Origin of the sequence: Nostoc sp. DedQUE09 (assembly GCF_034530915.1) — a bacterium.
GTDB lineage: Bacteria > Cyanobacteriota > Cyanobacteriia > Cyanobacteriales > Nostocaceae > Nostoc.
Window position 1 is genome coordinate 97744 of sequence record NZ_JAVRCE010000005.1, and the last position, 19861, is coordinate 117604.

Annotated in this window: 19 protein-coding genes; 7 read left to right on the top strand and 12 right to left on the bottom strand. The window is 42.6% G+C overall.

All coding sequences use genetic code 11. The features are described 5' to 3' along the window. Window positions 1-198 precede the first annotated feature (198 nt). A complete protein-coding gene (locus RMY27_RS04945; protein WP_322660970.1) occupies window positions 199-678 on the top strand; it encodes a DUF4383 domain-containing protein in 480 nt (159 codons plus the stop codon). Here the strand turns inward: RMY27_RS04945 and RMY27_RS04950 are convergent. The 6 genes from RMY27_RS04950 to RMY27_RS04975 all read right to left on the bottom strand — a co-directional run bounded on the left by RMY27_RS04950 (window position 675) and on the right by RMY27_RS04975 (window position 6157). After that, window positions 675-1691 carry a glycoside hydrolase family 43 protein gene (locus RMY27_RS04950; protein ID WP_322660972.1) on the bottom strand — a complete coding sequence of 339 codons (1017 nt, stop codon included), beginning with the start codon at window positions 1689-1691 and terminating at the stop codon, window positions 675-677. The genes RMY27_RS04945 and RMY27_RS04950 overlap by 4 nt on opposite strands. Window positions 1692-1845: 154 nt before the next feature. Beyond that, on the bottom strand, window positions 1846-2655 hold the full coding sequence (locus RMY27_RS04955; RefSeq protein WP_322660974.1) for a phytanoyl-CoA dioxygenase family protein: 810 nt from the start codon (window positions 2653-2655) through the stop codon (window positions 1846-1848). 295 nt (window positions 2656-2950) lie between these two features. Next, entirely contained in the window at window positions 2951-3172 is a 222-nt protein-coding gene (locus tag RMY27_RS04960; protein WP_416212308.1) for a biotin/lipoyl-binding protein, read from the bottom strand. A gap of 432 nt (window positions 3173-3604) precedes the next feature. After that, window positions 3605-3991: a signal peptidase I gene (locus RMY27_RS04965; protein ID WP_322660978.1), complete on the bottom strand. Its 387-nt coding sequence runs from the start codon at window positions 3989-3991 to the stop codon at window positions 3605-3607. Next, the gene (galK, locus tag RMY27_RS04970) at window positions 3981-5063 is read right to left on the bottom strand and encodes a galactokinase (RefSeq protein WP_322660980.1); all 1083 of its coding nucleotides are present in this window, start codon (window positions 5061-5063) and stop codon (window positions 3981-3983) included. Before galK ends, RMY27_RS04965 begins: the two co-directional genes overlap by 11 nt. A gap of 5 nt (window positions 5064-5068) precedes the next feature. Then, complete coding sequence (locus RMY27_RS04975) at window positions 5069-6157, bottom strand: M24 family metallopeptidase (RefSeq protein ID WP_322660983.1); 1089 nt, start codon at window positions 6155-6157, stop codon at window positions 5069-5071. Window positions 6158-7042: 885 nt separating this feature from the next. On the opposite strand from RMY27_RS04975, the gene RMY27_RS04980 reads away from it, so the two are divergent. Together RMY27_RS04980 and psaB are read left to right on the top strand one after the other, a co-directional pair. After that, a complete protein-coding gene (locus RMY27_RS04980) occupies window positions 7043-7285 on the top strand; it encodes a hypothetical protein (protein ID WP_322660985.1) in 243 nt (80 codons plus the stop codon). A 465-nt stretch (window positions 7286-7750) separates the two neighbouring features. Beyond that, window positions 7751-9979, top strand: a complete 2229-nt coding sequence (psaB, locus tag RMY27_RS04985; protein WP_322660987.1) for a photosystem I core protein PsaB — start codon at window positions 7751-7753, stop codon at window positions 9977-9979. Between the two features lie 210 nt (window positions 9980-10189). On the opposite strand, the gene RMY27_RS04990 is transcribed toward psaB, so the two are convergent. Both RMY27_RS04990 and RMY27_RS04995 read right to left on the bottom strand, forming a co-directional pair. Continuing rightward, window positions 10190-10402, bottom strand: a complete 213-nt coding sequence (locus RMY27_RS04990; protein ID WP_322660989.1) for a hypothetical protein — start codon at window positions 10400-10402, stop codon at window positions 10190-10192. A 362-nt stretch (window positions 10403-10764) separates the two neighbouring features. Further along, window positions 10765-11163 carry a hypothetical protein gene (locus tag RMY27_RS04995; RefSeq protein WP_322660991.1) on the bottom strand — a complete coding sequence of 133 codons (399 nt, stop codon included), beginning with the start codon at window positions 11161-11163 and terminating at the stop codon, window positions 10765-10767. Window positions 11164-11783: 620 nt separating this feature from the next. On the opposite strand from RMY27_RS04995, the gene RMY27_RS05000 reads away from it, so the two are divergent. After that, the gene (locus RMY27_RS05000; protein WP_322660993.1) at window positions 11784-12245 is read left to right on the top strand and encodes a hypothetical protein; all 462 of its coding nucleotides are present in this window, start codon (window positions 11784-11786) and stop codon (window positions 12243-12245) included. Window positions 12246-12529: 284 nt separating this feature from the next. Here the strand turns inward: RMY27_RS05000 and galT are convergent, their stop codons facing one another. The 3 genes from galT to RMY27_RS05015 all read right to left on the bottom strand — a co-directional run bounded on the left by galT (window position 12530) and on the right by RMY27_RS05015 (window position 16782). Then, window positions 12530-13630 (bottom strand): galactose-1-phosphate uridylyltransferase, encoded by a 1101-nt coding sequence (gene galT, locus RMY27_RS05005; protein ID WP_322660995.1) that lies wholly within the window; start codon window positions 13628-13630, stop codon window positions 12530-12532. Further along, a complete protein-coding gene (locus RMY27_RS05010; protein WP_322660997.1) occupies window positions 13609-15465 on the bottom strand; it encodes a glycoside hydrolase family 2 protein in 1857 nt (618 codons plus the stop codon). The genes galT and RMY27_RS05010 overlap by 22 nt, the downstream gene beginning before the upstream one ends. Before the next feature lie 1134 nt (window positions 15466-16599). After that, window positions 16600-16782 (bottom strand): hypothetical protein, encoded by a 183-nt coding sequence (locus tag RMY27_RS05015; RefSeq protein ID WP_322660999.1) that lies wholly within the window; start codon window positions 16780-16782, stop codon window positions 16600-16602. Between the two features lie 426 nt (window positions 16783-17208). Here RMY27_RS05015 and RMY27_RS05020 point away from each other — a divergent pair, with 426 nt between their 5' ends. Beyond that, window positions 17209-18189, top strand: coding sequence for an aldo/keto reductase (locus RMY27_RS05020; RefSeq protein WP_322661002.1), 981 nt, complete (start codon window positions 17209-17211; stop codon window positions 18187-18189). Between the two features lie 171 nt (window positions 18190-18360). On the opposite strand, the gene RMY27_RS05025 is transcribed toward RMY27_RS05020, so the two are convergent. After that, entirely contained in the window at window positions 18361-18558 is a 198-nt protein-coding gene (locus tag RMY27_RS05025) for a hypothetical protein (protein ID WP_322661003.1), read from the bottom strand. 55 nt (window positions 18559-18613) lie between these two features. Here RMY27_RS05025 and RMY27_RS05030 point away from each other — a divergent pair, with 55 nt between their 5' ends. Continuing rightward, entirely contained in the window at window positions 18614-19093 is a 480-nt protein-coding gene (locus RMY27_RS05030; RefSeq protein WP_322661004.1) for a DUF4174 domain-containing protein, read from the top strand. Window positions 19094-19519: 426 nt separating this feature from the next. Beyond that, window positions 19520-19792: a GlsB/YeaQ/YmgE family stress response membrane protein gene (locus RMY27_RS05035; RefSeq protein WP_099101964.1), complete on the top strand. Its 273-nt coding sequence runs from the start codon at window positions 19520-19522 to the stop codon at window positions 19790-19792. Window positions 19793-19861: the final 69 nt, after the last annotated feature.

The following is a 19861-nucleotide window of genomic DNA, read 5'->3' on the forward strand; positions in this document are numbered from 1 at the left end:
TATAAGCCTTGCTTGAAATAGTATTCATTACTTTTGATAGAGTGAAATATATGAAAGACAAAGTTGAATTATAAATATTATGCTTTAGACAGTTAGCTAGAGGCAATCTATTTATATCTATTAACAAATTAGATTCTCATGATTTCTCAGCTAGCTGTTACTATTTCGTAAAGATCTACGCACTTACCAAAAGAAAAAATGGAAAACATTAACCAGGCAAAAATGATCGAGCGTTACGTTGCTTTGGCTATCGGAATCAGTTATTTACTTTTAGGTTTAGCTGGATTCATACCAGCTTTGGTTTCATTACCAGGAACGAACGAATCTTTTGTTCCACTTGATGAATCTTCTGGTGCTTATTCTGCGGGTTTTGGTTATATCTTTAGTGCAATTCCCACCAACTTTTTGCATAACATTGTACGTTGCGCCGTAGGATTGTTAGGAATTACTTCTTACAACAATACTACTACTGCGCGTGTATTCAATCGTGGTTTTGCAGTTTCTTATGCATTGCTGGCCATCATCGGATTGTTGCCTTTGGGTAAGACATTTTTCGGCTTAATGCCATTGTTCGGCGCTAATGTTTTGCTTAATGCATTAGCAGCGATCGCAGCTGGCTACTACAGTGTTGTTATACCAGCCAAAGTGAGCGGTGTTAATGTATCGCAAAATCTTTAATAGTTGCTGATAGTCTGCGGTGTCCAGGTAGGGCCATTGCAAGATGGCCCTTCTGGTTTCCAGATCAGCATATCTAAACAGATTTGCCGCATATCCATGTTTTGCGTCCAAGCATGGTAGACAACATACTCAGTCTTACCATCTGGCCCAAGAACAATAGAATTATGTCCCGGCCCGATAACAAAATTAGGAACAGACTTTAGCACCCGTGGCCCGGTTTCGTTACCTGCATCAGAATAAGGCCCCATCACGTTGTCAGCAATGCCATAATCTACACCGTAGTTCTCAGTTTCCCAGCGTCCACCACTATAAAAGCAGTAGTATTTACCTTCATGCTTACGAACGCAGGGGCCTTCTAAAGTATGCCAATCATAGATTTCACCATACATCAAACGGTTGGCTAAAAATCGTTGCCAATCTGATCGCGCACGTAAAACCACTTTCCCTTCACCAGCAAGCTTAGTCATGGTTTGGAGTTTGTCTACAACTAATGCTGTGCCAGCACGTACTCCATCCGATGTATCCAGAAAGTCACGGGCGTAAAACAAATACCACTGTCCATCGTCATCCTGAAATGGATGCGGATCGATCGCAAAAGGACAGGACTTTGGATCTACAAGTGTTTCACCAACATCTTGATATGGCCCTAACGGAGTATCGCTTGTAGCTACACGTAACTGATGATTCTTGTCTTCATGCCCTACAGAGTAGTAGAGATAAAACTGGCGATCGCAATAAGCAACTTCGGGGGCCCAAAAATTATCGCCAAGGGCGGGATCTGGGCGTTGTAGCGCGTTACCAACATAATCCCAATTTACAAAATCGAAGGAGCGTAACAGAGGAAAGACACACGATTTGTTATCGGAGTTAACATTTGGTGCGTCCGCTATTTCGTCTACCGTTCCTTCTGCTTCTGCTGCACCAGTACCGATCGCATAATATACGCCTTCGTGTTGCCAAACAAAAGGATCGGCAAAATAACCTTTGTAGACTGGATTAGTATAGGTTTGCATCTTAATTATCTATGGAATGACAAAAATCCTTCTTCCACTAGTGGTTAGTCAAGTTAAGTTTGCCGGGTTTGTAGTGAGGGCTTTAACGCTTAAATCAAGGACTAAAGTCCTGACTACAAACTTATTTACCAAGCATTGTTGCCTTGAAAAACTACTAGTATTTGAAATTCACGTAAGTCTCGACTTTGTTCTTAGGTAAGCTTTCTACTAGCTGACACCGTAGCATCTGCTTTAGTTTTTCTGGGAGACTATCATAATAGTCTTGTGGGAGAGTCAAATCTACCTTTGGTGTGTGCAACCAATGCATGGCATAGCCCATGACTACCATCGGCCTTGGGTGGTTTGTCCGATTTGGGGAACCCCGATGTAGTGCTAAAGGCGATCGCACCATCACGTCACCTGGCTGCATATAAAAAGATTCCATCGGAATTTCACCACTGGCAACTTTTTCTAATCCTTCTTCACGCGGTATAACATGGGTTCCACGCGCCATTTGGAACGGGCCGTTTTCTGCGGTTACTTCCACCAGGGGAAAGTTAACTGCTAGGGCGTAAAGTGGGGTAACAATGCGATCGCTAAATAACGGGCGAAAATCCCGATGGGTTTCCTGATAATCTGAACCTTGGAATGGGACATCAACTCCCATCTGAACCATCACGTATTCTTGGTAAAACACGCGATCTAAAATACCCATAATCACTGGATTGGCAAAAACTAACTCATTAGCAAATGGGTAAATCCAAGGCAAGGTTAGATAGTAGCGGGAAACTTCACGAGGAGCCAACCCACCTGGTTGATTTTGACGCTCGTGAAATAATTTTTCAAAAGCTTGTGCCCACTCGTCAATTAATTTTTGCTCAAAAACACCAGGAATGACACAAATTCCGTCTTGATTCAGTTTTTGAGCAAATCGGTCTAGGTCGGTAGCTGAATATTTCGCTATACCGCCTATACTTTGAACCATCTTTTTTATCCTCTTCAACTTATAACTAGAGGCGTATTAATATCAGACCTCTAGGAGATTTTTTATTGCTTGTCGATAGTAGCGTACTATTTTTAAAATTGGTGGCTTATGCCAATCCTCTGTAACAATTAATTAATATTAATTATAACGAATTACTTAACATAACTAAATTCTTTGACACTCCAGACAATGCAACGCGATCGCCTGGCTTTGAAGGGCATCTCACAGTCACAATGCAGTTGGACTCAGCAAACCATTAATAGACACACCTGCATACATCAGCACATCGGCAGCTTCACGGGCGAAAGTAAGTGCGACTTTGGGCTTCGGCTTGTTGTTGCTCTGCTTGAGCAGTACCCAATGCTGCTTGCACCGAATTAGCAGCTGCGATCGAACTGGCGACATTAGCCTGAGCCTGATCTAAACTCAAAGATGCGATCGGCGTACCCTGCTGCACTCGCTGACCACTCGACACGAGAATTGATTCGATTCGACCCTGAGTTTGGGGCTGTAAAATGACTTAATCCGCAATAAACTTTCTATATGTCTAGATATTTTGTCGATCGCATTAGATGCATCTTTCATGAAAATCACGGCTTTACGTGAAACAAACTCATCTTCAAAAAATCTTTAGATTAATACTATGTGAGTTCGACGGATTAAAAAAAATACCAAAGATCGAGATAATTAAGTTTGTAGGATAGATATCAAAAATTTTTGAAAATGATAAGTAAGTCGGCACAATAAAAGCAAACTGTGTAAAGAAAAGTAAACAAGGCTCAAACCCTTTGTCCTTATCCTCTGCCCGATCGCAACGATAATTATTTAAGCCAACTACTTAAGTCTCTGACTTTGTATCTTAAATCTGATGTTGAGAAGCAAAGTAATCCTGACAGATGAGGGAGCATCGAACCTAATTAAAATTAATTATGCTCAATTACTTAGCAAACTAAGTCTTTGACACTCCAGCCAATTCAACACTATCCCCTGGCTTTGAAGGCCATCTGACAGTCAAAATAGTGCAGTCGGACTCAGCAATCCACCAATGGGACACACCCGCACACCAAAGAACATAATCACCTTCACGAGATAATAAAATTTCTCTATCTTCAAATTGCAGGCGAAACTCTCCGTGAATGAGAATTGAAAGCGTCGCAGCTTGGTTATTTACCGCCCATTCAGTTCTACTTTCACCTGCTTTGTGAACAGCCCATTTTACTTCTAGCATTTCCGTGGAACGCGGATCGTCTTCAGGGGTGATAAAGTGACCCATGAACCATCCCCAGCGATTTACACCTTCAACGGCTGCGTTTCCATAAACAACTTTAGGCTGCATCACTTAACTCCAAAGAAGGAACCAAAATTTGTCCGGTGTAACCTGCTTGCTTGTATTGTTCAAGAACATGAGTTGCAATATCTTTGCTCTGGCCTGATTTAACCAAAGCAACACAAGCACCGCCAAAACCAGCACCTGTAAGTCTTGCACCCAACACTCCTTCTGTTTTCTGCAAAATCTCTACTAATGTATCCAGTGCAGGTACAGACACTTCGTAATCATCTCTCAAACTGGCGTGGGATGCGTTCATCAATTCGCCAAAGTGCTCAGATGTTACTCCCTGCAATACTTCCAAGACGCGGTTATCTTCTGTAACCACATGACGGGCACGCCGCCGTAGAGGTTCGGGTAGTTTTTCTGTTACCTCAATATCAGTAATATCTCGTAGTGCCTTAACTCCTAGCGATCGCGCCGCCTCTTCACACTCAGCCCGACGCTGGTTATAACCGCTAGTGGCAAGAGTGCGGGGTACACCGCTATCAATAACCAAAATCTCCGCGTTGTCAGGCAAAGGCATCACGCGGCGTTCTAAAGTCCGAGTATCTAAAAACAAGATATGTTCAGTATCAGCCAAACTAGAAGCCATCTGATCCATGATGCCGCACTGGACGCCAGCATAATGAATTTCTGCTTGCTGGGCAAATTGGGCGATTTCAACGTCATCAATGGGAAGCTTCAGAAGTTGGCGTAATCCCCGCAGCGTTGCCACTTCCAAAGCCGCGCTACTAGACAAACCCGAACCCATCGGAACCGATGATTTGACGTACACAGAAAGCGATGGTATTGTGTGTCCTGCTTTTTGCAAAACCTCAATACAGCCAAAAATATAACTGGCAAATCCAGACGGGGAATGGTTTATATCTAAAATGCTCACTTGCTCATTGAGATTTTCCGAGTAAAAGTGATGATGGCGATCGCTACTCAAACCTAGCTCTACCGTCGTAGATTGAGGAATCGCAGTTGGCAGAACGAAGCCATCGTTATAGTCGGTATGTTCGCCTAGTAAATTTACTCTTCCTGGCGCACTGGCTTCAGTTTCAGGTGGTTTACCAAATACTTGTTGAAAATCCATAATTTTTAATTGTATAAAGGTACAGGGCGTAACCTTCCTTCTACCTCAACATTAGGAAAATTTGGATCGAAAGTTAAATTTTCCAACTTTCCATCCTTGAGAATCACAAAAGTATCTTCAATCTTTGCCCCTGCTAAACTAGGGTTCCAAGCAACAGCAATACCTTCTGTCAAAGTATCAGTAGTAGTTGGATTGGCGACGATTTCTCGCGCTAGATATCCAGTGGTTCCTCCTTGGTGATGTTCGCGGATGGCATTGGGAAATCCATGCTGCTCATAAGCCTGAGCTAGGGCGTGATAAACTGCATCGAGACTGGTTCCGGGTTGGCACAAATTCAAAACTACTGCTTCTATTTCGCGCACATGGGAATGTAATTCGGCTCGTTCGTCTGAAAGCTTACCAAAACAAACAAATCGAGTCAGATTTGCATACAAACCGTAACCTCTCGCGCAAAACACCAGCATCGCTTGCTGTCCAATCTGTTCTGCGGTGGCTGTTGCATGACGGTATAGCGGTAAACGCCTCTCACCCGCTACCAGTGTCAGCGCTGGATGTAACCCTTGCGCCCATAACGCCTCTGCACCCGCACCCGCTAATTGATATTCTGTCCAACTTGGCTTGGCGGCTTTGAGTACCTCTGTCATTGCCTGACTAGCTTTTTGCCCGACTTGACGATATCGCTCTAATTCACTTGACATCATTACCCGTTTATGATTTTGCAGAGTTGGGGGTAACGGTTTTTCTAAATTGGAGATGGGGCGATCGCTAACTACTTTTTTGCCGCCAGTTACATCACGAACAAAAGACTCACGGGCAGCATAATCAGCCCAAGGGTTCACATACACCTTAAAATTAGCTGGCAGTTCTTCATCCTTAAGACGCTGCGCTTCAATTTCATCCGTCAATACCCAAGCACCTTCAGTAGTTACTAATACTTCTGCTACGCCAGTTTCAGCAGTCAGCAGTACGGTGTTAGAAGCGCCAGCTGTTGCCCAGGCAAACCAGTCTGTACCGCGCAAGCGCACACCTTGCACTTCGGTTTCACGCAAGGTTTGCCTGATTAACTCTAATTTTTTGGAGACTTCTTCGTTCATACAAAATTAGTAACCACAGATGAATACAGACTAATTATGAGGTTCATCTGTGTTTATATGCGTATGTCTTTGGTTTGATAAAAACGTGGCTACGGTATTATATCGAGTTTGGCATTTCAATAGACTTCTTGGCATTTGTCGGCGTAAAGGGGCAGGGGAAAAGGGTAAAAAAACTCAAAATCCTTTCCCTTTAACATGCACCCTTTTCCCTAAGAGTGCAAAAATATATTTTTGCAAGAGGTCTAATATTTACGACCACTACTGATAATCCAATACGCTTGGGTTAGCGCCAGAAACCTTTCAAGGCTTACGCAAAAACTCTCTAAAACTCTTATTCCTTTGTGTCCTTCTCTGACGAGACGCTGCGCGTAGCTTGCTTCTCCCTAGTAGTTCGCCAACCCAAAATTGCCTGGGAGCAAGGGAGAGGCTTATACAAGTTATTTCCCCTCTGCCCCTCTGCCCCTCTGCCCCTCTGCACCTCTGCCCCTCTGCTAACCACTATGCAAAGTTTCCTTGGCAGACTACTAGGAGTATGCGCCTTTTGTGGTTCGTTTTTTCTTAATTTTGGGTAAGTCTTGTCCTTATTAAGTCTTGTCCTTAACTGAACCGTATTGACTGATAATCCCTTCCCCTTCTTCTCTGGTAAAGCATCATTAGTAAATATACCCACTTCGCCCAATTGGTAATTTTCTAAAAACTCAAAAATTTAAATTTAATCCAGTTGCTTAGAAAAGTGTATTTTTAATTACAGATCAACTTCATATCGACTAACTCCTCTAGGCGAATCGCACATCAAGCCAAGGTAGTTCTCAAGAACGATGTACTCATTAGTAAATTTTTGAAATTATAAAAGCGCAGGAGCTACAAAGACATCAAAAAAAGCCCATGAAATCCCAAGAGACTCAAAACAAAATAACAGAGAATAATGTTCCTCTGCTAGAGAACCCACCTAATGACATGAATGCTCAAGAACCTGATAAATCTGAGCCTATGACTCAGGTACAAAAGGATAATGTAATCACCAATCAGGACTTACCCAATCCACTAGCTCGCTATGGGTTTACTGTAGTTATATTGGCTACTTTCTTATTTGTTGTCGCCATTTACTACGGAATTATTAACCCCTGACTAATTCACCTAATTTAGTCCCACAAAAAGTACAAATTATTGGTATCAGAACTTACCAATAGGTAAATAAACTTGAGCTTAATTTTTTGTTTTGTTAAAAAAAATTATTATGTCACGTATTTACAAAATTTTAAGCTCATTTTAATAAAAAAATTACTAAAACTTTGTAGCTCTGAGGCTGTATTTAAGACTACAAGTTCATTTAATACAAATATCGTCCGATAGTTAGATGGAAATGGTAGTCATTAATTAGTTTATTACTCCTATGGAAATGAATTGCATCATCCCGCCTAATGATGTGAGTCTAAGAATTAAGCCTGTTTTATCCTCAATACTCATCAGCTTGTGCTATTTAGATTGACCTCGAATCCAAGGCTGAAAGGGTGCTGATTCAATTGTAAAAAGTTGCTGACTCGTTAGAACTAGCAACTTGGATTAGCGTTTAAGGAGATGTAATTAAATTGCATGGCCACAAAATATCCTAAATTTAACCAGGATCTCGCACAAGACCCGACTACACGTCGGATCTGGTATGCGATGGCAACAGGAAATGATTTTGAAAGCCATGATGGCATGACCGAGGAAAATCTTTACCAAAAGATTTTCGCTACTCACTTCGGTCACGTGGCCATCATCTTTCTGTGGGCATCTAGTCTATTGTTCCACGTAGCTTGGCAAGGTAATTTTGAACAGTGGATTAAAGATCCGCTACATATTCGTCCAATCGCCCACGCGATTTGGGACCCTCATTTCGGTAAACCAGCAATAGAAGCTTTTACCCAAGGGGGCGCTACTAATCCTGTTAACATTGCTTATTCTGGTGTCTACCACTGGTGGTACACCATTGGAATGCGGACGAATAATGACCTCTACCAAGGTTCAGTGTTCTTGTTGCTGTTAGCAGCATTGTTCTTGTTTGCTGGTTGGCTGCACTTGCAACCCAAGTATCGTCCCAGCTTGGCTTGGTTCAAGAGTGCTGAACCTCGTCTGAATCACCACCTGGCAGGTTTGTTTGGTGTTAGTTCTCTAGCTTGGGCAGGGCATCTTATTCACGTTGCCATTCCCGAATCTCGCGGTCAGCATGTTGGTTGGAATAATTTTTTAAGTACCTTACCTCACCCAGCAGGTTTAGCACCTTTCTGGAGGGGTGACTGGGGTGTATATGCTCAGAATGCTGATACGTCAGGGCATTTGTTTGGTACATCTCAAGGCGCAGGGACAGCCATTTTGACTTTTTTGGGTGGTTTTCATCCCCAAACAGAATCGCTATGGCTGACCGATATGGCTCATCACCATTTAGCGATCGCAGTCATCTTTATCGTTGCCGGTCATCAGTACCGGACTAACTTCGGCATTGGTCACAGCATCAAAGAGATGCTCAACGCCAGAAAATTCTTTGGCATCCAAACTGAAGGTCAGTTCAACTTACCGCACCAAGGGCTGTACGACACCTATAACAACTCGCTGCACTTCCAGTTATCTATACACTTGGCAGCCTTGGGTACTGCTCTGTCGTTAGTGGCACAGCACATGTACTCGATGCCTCCTTACGCCTTCATTGGTAAGGACTACACAACACAGGCGGCACTATACACTCATCACCAGTACATCGCTGGGTTCTTGATGATTGGTGCATTCGCCCATGCTGGCATCTTCTGGGTTCGGGATTACGACCCAGAGCAAAACAAAGGTAACGTCCTGGAGCGTGTACTTCAGCATAAAGAGGCGATTATTTCTCACCTGAGTTGGGTGTCGTTATTCTTAGGCTTCCACACTCTGGGGTTATACGTTCACAACGATGTTGTAGTTGCTTTTGGCACTCCTGAAAAGCAAATATTGATTGAGCCAGTGTTTGCTCAATTCATCCAATCTGCTCACGGGAAACTACTGTATGGCATGGATGCCTTACTATCTAACCCAGATAGCATTGCCTATACAGCTTGGCCCAACTACGGTAACGTCTGGTTGCCAAACTGGACAGCAGCGATCAATTCCGGCACTAACTCCCTGTTCTTGACGATTGGGCCCGGTGATTTCCTGGTTCACCATGCGATCGCTTTAGGTTTGCACACCACCACCTTAATTTGTGTCAAGGGCGCATTGGATGCTCGTGGTACCAAATTGATGCCTGATAAAAAGGACTTCGGCTATACCTTCCCCTGTGATGGGCCAGGTCGGGGCGGTACTTGCCAAACTTCCTCTTGGGAACAGTCTTTTTATCTCGCCATGTTCTGGATGCTGAATCTTCTTGGCTGGGTAACTTTCTATTGGCACTGGAAGCATCTAGGTGTTTGGCAAGGTAATGTCGCTCAATTCAATGAGAACTCTACATACCTGATGGGTTGGTTCCGTGATTACCTCTGGGCTAACTCTGCTCAGTTGATTAACGGTTATAACCCCTACGGCACAAATAATTTGTCTGTCTGGGCTTGGATGTTCCTCTTTGGACACCTGGTTTGGGCAACCGGTTTCATGTTCTTGATTAGCTGGCGTGGGTACTGGCAAGAGTTAATTGAAACTCTAGTTTGGGCACACGAACGTACTCCCTTAGCTAACTTAGTTCGTTGGAAAGATAAGCCAGTTGCTCTGTCTATTGTCCAAGGTTGGTTAGTAGGTCTAGCTCACTTCACAGTTGGCTACATCCTTACCTATGGGGCATTCCTCATAGCCTCAACCGCTAGTAAATTTGGTTGAAACCTATATAAAAGCTTCTGACCTTAGCCATCATCCCCCTTTGTACCGTTAGGTTAAAGGGGGATTTTTGTATATCAAAAGCACCGATATCGCTTGTGAAGTAGCTGGTTGCTACACTTATTTGATTTTTGAAAATATATAAGGTGCATTACGCTTTGCTAACGCACCCTACGCCTATTTCAAAAATCAAAAATGAGTCCTATAGTTACTTCAGGTATTAGTATTTGATTTTTCACCTGGGCGTTCGGTAGCAGGAGGAAACTTAACAGCTTCTTCGACCCTATGGACTTCTGTGTTAGTTTGCTCCTCAGACAGGATATCGTCAGGATTTAATGATTCATCAGCAGCATCATCAATTACTCCATTGGCATTAATATTGGGTTTATTAGAAGCGCCTTTATGGCTAGCATGTCCACCAGGCATAACTATTACCTCTCATCTTTATAACTAAACATCCCCAGCCTAAACTATTTTGTTTGGAGAAATACACTATCAGAAGGCTTATAGCACAACTATCATAATCCAGTCTTGAGTTATATAGAACCCATTTGATATCTTTGTTAGCTAGTTACCCTTCATCTATTTGTCTGGTTTAGAAAATTTTTTTAAGGGCGATCGCAGCAGCTAAAGTCTAAGAACACTTAAGTCGATCAGTTGTAATGCAACCTTTGATTTATTTATCAGAACATCGATTCTCATAAGTAAAAGGATACTTACTGCCACCCATCGACCTAACCCTTTGTTAGTTCCTCAAACTCCGCGATCGCACCTTGATACTTTTAGTTTTAAACATCACCACAATACTTTGTAGCAATAAGTCGATTATTTTTGTAAACTAATACTCTCCCGTAACCGGAATCTTTGACAGCTGCATACAGATAATTTTGGTTTCTAAATCTGTAAACTGTCTCTCCATTTTGATTACGTTTGACTGTACCACCATCAATGACAAGATCCGGACGTTGTAATGTCGTAGGAATATTGTATGCTGAATAGCGCAGTTTTCCATTGTTGAGGCGAGAAACTTCAACAATTACACCTTCAGCACTACAGTTAAATACTGGTGTAGCAGCAAGTGCCGCGGTCGGTATTCCCAGTGTGGCTGTTAACATAGAAATGGCTCCACAAGCTGTAGCCAAAACTCCCCAAACAGATTTTGCACTCTTGCGGTCTAAGTTTTTCATGATTGGTTTCTTTAAGTTTGTATATGCTTTATCTACAAACTTGAATTATCCTTTTTCGGATTTTTATAGACTTCAAAGCTAATGAGTTTTGATTTACTGTTGTGTCAATACTTTTCGGATAAATCCAACAATCTCTCTTTGGTCTGGGTAAAGGTTAAAGGGGAAGGGGTAAAGGTAAATATCAAACCCTTTCCCTTTCCCCTTTCCCCCTTAACCGAAAAGTATTGACTGTTGTGTCACTAAAATTAGGCATACTCTAGTAATCTGACCCAAGGCTTAAGATTTAGATTAAAAACCAGAGAATAATTTGATCCCGCACCATTCTACAGCCAATCTCTACACACCCTTAGAATGCCAAAATTAACCCCACTCGTGTTTTAAGTGGGGGTTTGGGAATTCGCATCGGCGGCATATATTTTCTTGCTTCGCCGTTAGGAGTGCGGGTTTACTGGCACTGTTTTATAGCAGTTGCCTCAAATCATCCTCAGCATTCTTTTTGGCAAGACTTATTGCTACGAAAATATTTTTTAAAGTTTTGTATTAACTTTGAAATTTTCTGCTATTTATTAGTTCTAATTTATTCATGGCGAAGTATAACTCAATCAAAAAGGAAGTCTGAAATGGTTAATAGTTTGGCTGCTTGTCAAATTATAAAGACAACAAACCGTTTTGTTATTGGTACTGCTGTAATGGCTGTTGCTTGCACTAGCATTGCTTTAACTCCAGCTACTGCTGATGCCGTTATTCGTGACTATTCATGTAGTAAAGGAGGTTTTACAGGCACACTTAAAATCGATTACAATCAAGGCTTAGGAGGAAGAATAGGCTCAATAATAAGAATCAACTATAAAATTAACAAGGGAAATAATCGCGGCGGTAATAAAGCAAATGTTACGTATGTTGACAACGGAAATCTACCCGCTACAGTATTCAAAACCGGAGATGCAGGCATCCAAGATAATAAATGGCGTTACTTGGGTGGCAGCTATTCACGAGGTAGTGGAAATATCTATGTTAAGTTCATTTTTGATAAAAGCTTCGCTTCTGATCCTAGTTGTAAAGTAGACATCTCCAGATATTAAATACAATTTATGCAGAACCCTTGTAGAAACGTAGCACAGCTAAGTCTCTACATTCTTTTTCAGCAGATCATTAGTGAAAATTACATCATAGTTGTATAGATTTCTCGTTAGAGCATAGCAATACTCTGTCCCTAGCAACGTATTTGGATCGTGGAAAAGTTAAAAACCGCCCCCGATTATAAGGAACGGTTAAAATGCTTTGCTGATGCACTAATTCAAGAGGTGAAGAAACACAAATAAATGCGTTGGTTTGTCCAGAAATTAAGTTACAGTTTCAAACCCTGTCACACGGAAATCGGTTCTTCAATGTTTACCACCACAGCTTGTAGTTCCTTCGCTTTCTCCTCCGGTAAAGCATCATTGGCAAACATCCCTGCTGCAAGTTCGGTTCCCGCCAGATACTTTAGCCTTTCGCTTGTCCGATATGGTGGAAAAAACTCGGCGTGTAAATGCGCTTCTGGATGCGCTAAACCGTCAGTTGGTGCTTGGAACCAAGCCATCAAGTAAGGAAATGGACGATTCCACAAGCCGTCATACTTGAGAGTGACAGTTTTTAAAGCTTTGGCAAGTCCCCAACGTTGTTCTGGGGTAAGTTCCATAAAAGTGCCAACTGGCTCTTTTGGTGCAATCCAGACTTCATAGGGGTAACGAGCGCAGACTGGGACAAATGCGATCGCATACTCATCTTGGTAAATAATCCGTCGATTGTCTGCAATCTCCTTTTGAATCAAGTCTTGCAGTAAACCCCGTCGATGTTCTTTATAATACTCCTGCTGCATTGCCAGCATTCGCGCTGGAACAGGCGGTATAAAAGGATAGGCGTAAATTTGCCCGTGGGGATGGTGCAATGTTACACCCACCTCTACCCCTTTATTTTCAAAGGGCAGCACATACTGAATTTCAGGATTTAATCCTAGTTCGCGGGTGCGATCGCCCCACACTTCTAACAGCAAATCTAGATGATCCAACTGTAAGGAACTCAGCGAGGCGCGGGCATCTTGAGTAAAAACCACTACCTCACAGGCTCCACTAGCTGGTAACGTTTCCACGATCATATCAGGTGGATTGTTGGCTGTCAGACTCATTGAAGGAAAGCGGTTATCGAACACTGCCACGTCATACTTACCTTGGGGTAGTTCCGTTGGGAACTCAGGGTTGGTGGTAGGTGCGAGGGGATTATATTCTGGGGGCGGCATGAATGTCCGCCCTTGACGGTGACTGGCATAAGCTACCCATTCCCCCCGCAAGGGGTGCCAGCGCAGGTGGGGATTAGCTTGCACTGGCTCATTACTAGGGCTAGTAGCTTCTAACTGACTAGTAATTGGGTAGCGACTGTATAACTTTAGTTTGCGTCCGTCGGGCTTTAACAGCTTGTGGGAGTACATAAACCTTGTCCTGAGAGGGTTGCTGCGCGGATTGCCTCAATGGGGAATTTCGGCGTGCGATCGCCGTACAATAAACCGTTAGCTTCTTGGAAGGTATCAGTTAATTGTGTGTAACAGAATCCGCTAAATAACTCAATGTCATTAACTGTTTCCAAGAGAGCCGCGTATTTCATTTCTAGTTCGGAGATATTCGAGCAGTTTTCATACCCCCAAGCTTGATCTGCATGAGGTTGATCGAGAGGGGCATAAGCAATACCACCAAACTCGGTCAACATTACTGGTTGTCCCTGGTGGGGATAGTTATCTAAGGTGAGGATACGTCCTCCAGGGCGGCTACGCTCAAATAAATCCGATATCTGAATATCCGGTCTGTAGCGATGGGCTAATCGCTCAGGGTGGCGGTCATAGTCGTGAATAGCGAGGATGTCGGTATCCGTACTTTCCCAACCATCGTTACCAATTACTGGGCGAGTTGGATCGAGAGTCTTGGTCAAATGATACATTGCCAACACGTAGTTACGATGAGCCGCCGTCTCAGTCAAATTTGGCACACCCCAAGATTCATTAAACGGCACCCACGCCACAATACAAGGATGGCTAACATCTCGCTTGATGATTTCTGTCCACTCACGCGTCATCCGTTCCACGGCTTTCGGCGTAAAGCGGTAAGCACTGGGCATCTCCTCCCATACTAACAACCCTAAAACGTCTGCCCAATATAAAAAGCGGGGGTCTTCAATTTTTTGGTGTTTGCGTACTCCGTTAAAACCCATAGCTTTGACGAGTTCTACATCACGTCGTAATGCTTCGTCATTGGGTGGAGTCATTAGTGTCTCAGGCCAATAGCCTTGGTCGAGAACTAGCCGGAGATAGTAGGGGCGACCGTTGAGCATAAAGCGATCGCGCTGAATGCTGACAGTCCGCATCGCTGTATAAGATTCCACTTCATCTAACAGACGATCTTTATCCCATAGCTGAATTTGGGCATCTATCAGCGTTGGCTTTTCTGGACTCCACAGTAATTCATTACGGCAGTCATCAATACCTGGATCGCTCAGAACAATGCGGCGGCAAATTTCCCCATTGAATACTTCATAAGTATCGCTTGCTAACACGCGATCGCCAGCGCGGAGTTTAATTTTAATTTGTACACCTGAAGTAGGTAAATTACCAGCCAGCCCAGCTTCAAAACCAATTTCCCACCGTTCGCAGTCGGGAATCCAACGAAGATGACCGATATAAGTCTCACCTACGCGTTCCAGCCAGACTGTCTGCCAAATACCACTCGTGCGAGGATACCAAATACTATGTGGTTTCAACTGCCAATCTTGTTTACCACGAGGTTTGGCGAGGTCATGCGGATCGTCTTGCGCCCACACTGTTACCTTTGTTGTACCACTGTCATTTAAGGCATGGCTAATATCGAGACTGAAGGAGGTGTGTCCCCCTTCATGCTCGGCTATGTATTTATCGTTTACCCACACACGAGCGCGATAGTCTACAGCGCCAAAATGTAACACTAATCTACCGTCCCCTGGTGGTGTTTCAAATTCGCGCTCGTACCAGCAGTTTGGATGAAACCCGTGATCATTAATCCCACTTTTGGTAGATTCGGGCGCATAAGGAACTTCTATATGATGAAACCATTGGCTAAAATCGCCGGGTTCAACGCATTTTCCTTGGTCATCAAATGCGAATTTCCACTGCCCATTTAAAGTTTGCCAGTGCGATCGCTTTAACAATGGTCGGGGGTGTGCTGCTGTTAAGTCCACAAAATTAGTATCAGTTTTAGAGGCTAATTTAACCTCAGAATTTTCCAAATCTAACAATTTCATCAAATTTCCTCCTTATCCATAACTCAATCAACCCCTGCTATAGATTAAATCCAGACCCAAATATTGGATTCCGGCACATAGCATGAGTTTTTATCCAATCGATGAACGATGGATCGAGCTAGCAGCATTATATTTTTTTGTAGTCAATACTGATACCTTCCCCACTTAGGTGTTGAAGTATAGCAATAAGTTTATATACCCCTAGCTCGTGACATTATGGCATACACATTACCAATCTTTGCCAGGTTATCTAAAAAAAAGCATTAAATTTAGGTGCCTAATTACTATCATAAATCTGCCACAGAATAAAGTACGTGTCATGAAAATTTTATTTTTATAAATTGCTTAAGTAAATTTTTTAAAATCATTTATTAGTCAATAAGCATTAGCAAACAAAAGAAAAATAACTAAAATCAGGTTATATAAGGGAATAACGGAACCATTCATCGCATATTGCTAGATAAATAGTCTTTTTACCTGCAACCACGCCAATTTTGAAGATCAAGTCAAGTTTGCCAGTGCAAGTGCAACTGAGTTGCATAAATGCTTGGTAACATCAATTAAGCCTGCTAGTGATTGGTATCGCAAGAGACACTACAGAAACACTTGCATTTGTTGCATCCTAAGCGCTACATCTTAGATCCTTGGGTAGAAAACAGCTCAAACCTTTATCACTCAAGTAATGACTGCTAACAGTTAACTTCATACCATTGAAGGTTATGTTGTCCGGCCAGGATTACACATTCTCAGTTACGAGCAACTCAAGTTGCTACGAGAGCAAACACAGCATCATTCTCAGCTTGAATCTCTAGTTAGCCAAGGTATCATTAAGTTGACTGGTTAATAATTGTCAACTCACTTGCAATTCATCTCATCACCTACCCAATAACCCGGATTTCTCACCACATCTCTCAAAATCTTGTGCAGGGGAGCAGGGGAGCAGGGGAGAGTTATTGTACAAGTTTTTTCCCCTATGCCCCTCGGTCATTGAGCGTAGCCGTTGGCGTGGTCACTGAGCCTAGTCGAAGTGCAGCCTCTCGTAGAGAAGTGCTGCCTCTGTGCACCTCTGACCTCAAGCTTGTGAGAAATGCGGGATAAGCAGGTGATGAGATGAATTGCTGTATTAGCTAAGTTCTAAGTAGGTGAGTTTGAACGCTCTATTTGCTGACGAATGGTATCAATAGAAGCATTAATACCAGCCAGTTTGGACTCTAAATCATCTCGCATCCAAATCAAGAATTTTAATTTCCGCTCTAAGCTAGCTTTGTGCGAAATGGGTTCGCTTCCATAACATGGATTACCCCAAAAAGGAAACATAGTTTACCTCTAAATTTAGCTTTTGTAAGAGTGCAATACATTGCACCATTACATTCTGACGAATAACAATCAGACTGGTGTAGGTAACAACCGACCATTATTGTGCGTGCTTAACGAACTTTTGCTCAAAGTTGTCTCTTGAATTGGTGGAGGTATTTGACCAAATTGCCATCAACTCTTTCCACTTCTTTTCTAAGGGGGAAAGGGTAAAGGTTAAAGGGAAAGGGTAATTCTATCGCTGCTTTCCCCTTTACCCCTTACCCCTTACCCAACTTCTGCAAGAAGTCTAATGAATGTGAAGCGCCCACAAATCAACGTACTTATATCAGTAAATACTTCTAATAATAGATGACTTGGTGGAAGGGAAAGGGATAATGCTGAAAGGCGTCATATTCTAAGACCAATTACTGAGTAAGAAATTATTTTATGAGAACCAGAAAGCTAGGCAAACAAGGGTTAGAAGTTTCAGCTATCGGACTTGGTTGTATGGGAATGTCTGAGTTCTATAGTGGTCGTGATGAAATCGAGGCGATTGCGACAATTCATCGGGCGTTAGAACTTGGAGTTAATTTTCTTGATACTGCTGATATGTATGGGCCGTTTACCAACGAGGAACTAGTAGGCAGAGCAATTAAAGATCGCCGAGATCGAGTAGTTTTAGCAACTAAATTTGGCAATGTCCGTACTGAAGATGGTGGTTTCAAAGGGGTTGATGGTAGACCACAATATGTCCATCAAGCTTGCGATGCCTCGCTAAAACGTCTGGGAGTGGAAGTGATTGACCTTTATTATCAGCATCGGGTAGATCCAACTGTCCCTATTGAAGATACTGTCGGGGCAATGGCAGAGTTAGTCAAGCTGGGAAAAGTGCGTTATTTGGGGCTTTCGGAAGCTGCCCCGGCGACGATTCGACGGGCTGTAGCAGTTCACCCCATTACTGCACTGCAAACAGAATACTCTCTTTGGAGTCGAGAGCCAGAGGATGAAATTTTACCTACCGTGCGGGAATTAGGAATTGGGTTTGTTCCCTACAGCCCATTAGGAAGAGGGTTTTTATCAGGTGCGATCGCTAGCCCTGACGATCTTGCACCTGATGACTATAGAAGAAATTCTCCTCGCTTTCAAGGCGAGAATTTTTATAAAAACCTGGAATTAGTAGAGCAAGTCAAAGAGATCGCCAGCGAAAAAGGAGTAACTTCTAGTCAGCTTGCTTTAGCATGGCTATTTGCTCAAGGAGAAGATATTGTCCCAATCCCTGGTACAAAACGCCGTACTTACTTGGAGGAGAATATTGCAGCTACCGAAATTATCCTGACTGAACAAGATTTGAATCGATTGGAAACAGTTGCACCAAAAAATGTGGCAGCTGGCGATCGCTATCCTGACATGAGTAGTGTTAACCGTTGATCCATCTGAGTGGTGGAGTATTTTTTCAAATTCTGCTTTAGATGCACAAGCAGACATTACCGCAGTTTAACAAGTAATCACCCAGAATTCTCAGAGGAAATGTCAAAAATAGCGTAGGCGCAGCCCGTCGTAGACATCGCTATTTTCTCGGCTATATATCTGGATACTCATTCAATCATCTGGAAACTGCCAGCACGAGATATGTTCAATATCTTTGCTGCTGCATTTACTACAGATTGCATCAATCACAGAGTCCACCCATTCATAGTTGCAACTACGACAATGACAGAAAATGTTATTGCGGTTAGCCATTTCAATACCTTGATGCCATTGTTGCAGTTGAGAAGGGTCTGGAAAAGCTTCTGACATTTTATCAAACCTTATTCATGTCATAGTCTACATTATGAGCCTAACAAGACCCAAAGTGAAGAACTCAATAGTAATTGCCCTGACGATCGCCGCATCTATAGCCCTATCGCTTGTTAGTATTGCTGGTACTGTTCAAGGTTCAACCCATACTATCAAAATGTCTTCATTTAACCTCAATTCTCAAAAATGGCAAAACCGCGTACTACTAGTCTTTGCGCCATCTGTTGATAACCATAACTATCAGCAACAGATGCAGGTATTTAAACAGCACCAAAACGATTTTAAAGAGCGGGATTTAGTTCTCGTTCAAATTTTGGCAACAGATAAAAGCTATGCCAACGGACAGTTAATAGATGAGTCTTATGCTGCCAATTTGCGAAATCGCTTTGGGGTTGATAAAGAAAATTTTCGCGTCATTTTGATTGGCAAAGATGGAGGTGTTAAGCGCCAAGAAACTACACCAGTGCAAGCGACAGCAATTTTTGAGCAAATTGACGCTATGCCCATGCGTCAGCAAGAAATGCAAGAACGATAAATTGGTACAGCAGTTGGTTTTATTGTTTGACACTAATGCAAGTATAGGCAATTGCCCTTTACTACAAATTCTACGCCAATCCCTATGTGCAAACCTCTTACAGCACCAGAACTCTACAAGTTGAGATTAAGTGTGAACCTACAAAAGTATCTCCTTTGAAACCTGAGTTCAATGCTTCAAGTAGATGAGAACAATCATTAAAAATGCATATACTGCAATTATCAAGCAATGAATTTATTAGCTCCTGGTTTCAGATCACTAGGAGCTTTTTTTTATCCATCCATATTAATTAAGAGAGTTCATCACGAGAAGTAATAGCGTTCATCCTCAAGGCTATCGATCATTGCTTCTGTTGGTAGATTGAATGTCAATATTTGGATTGCTATTGTGTATTTGTCACTAAAAAACGTTTATCAAATAAAAACAATGAATATTCTTGCTTGGATTGTTTTAGGTCTAATTGCTGGTGCGATCGCAAAGGCTATCTACCCTGGTCATCAAGGCGGCGGAATTTTAGGAACTATTTTATTAGGAATAGTTGGTGCTTTTATTGGTGGTAGTTTGGGTGTATTCTTCAGTACAGGAAGCTTTGCTCTAGCGGCTCCCTCTCTGAGTATTCCCGGTATTGCAGTAGCAGTTCTGGGCGCAATTGTTGCAGTCTTCTTGTGGAACGCATTAACTAGCCGCAGTGCTTTGTAATAAATTAAAATTAACTAATTTAGAACTTATGCACTTTTTGTCTTACCTGTCAATGCGTAAGTTCTATTT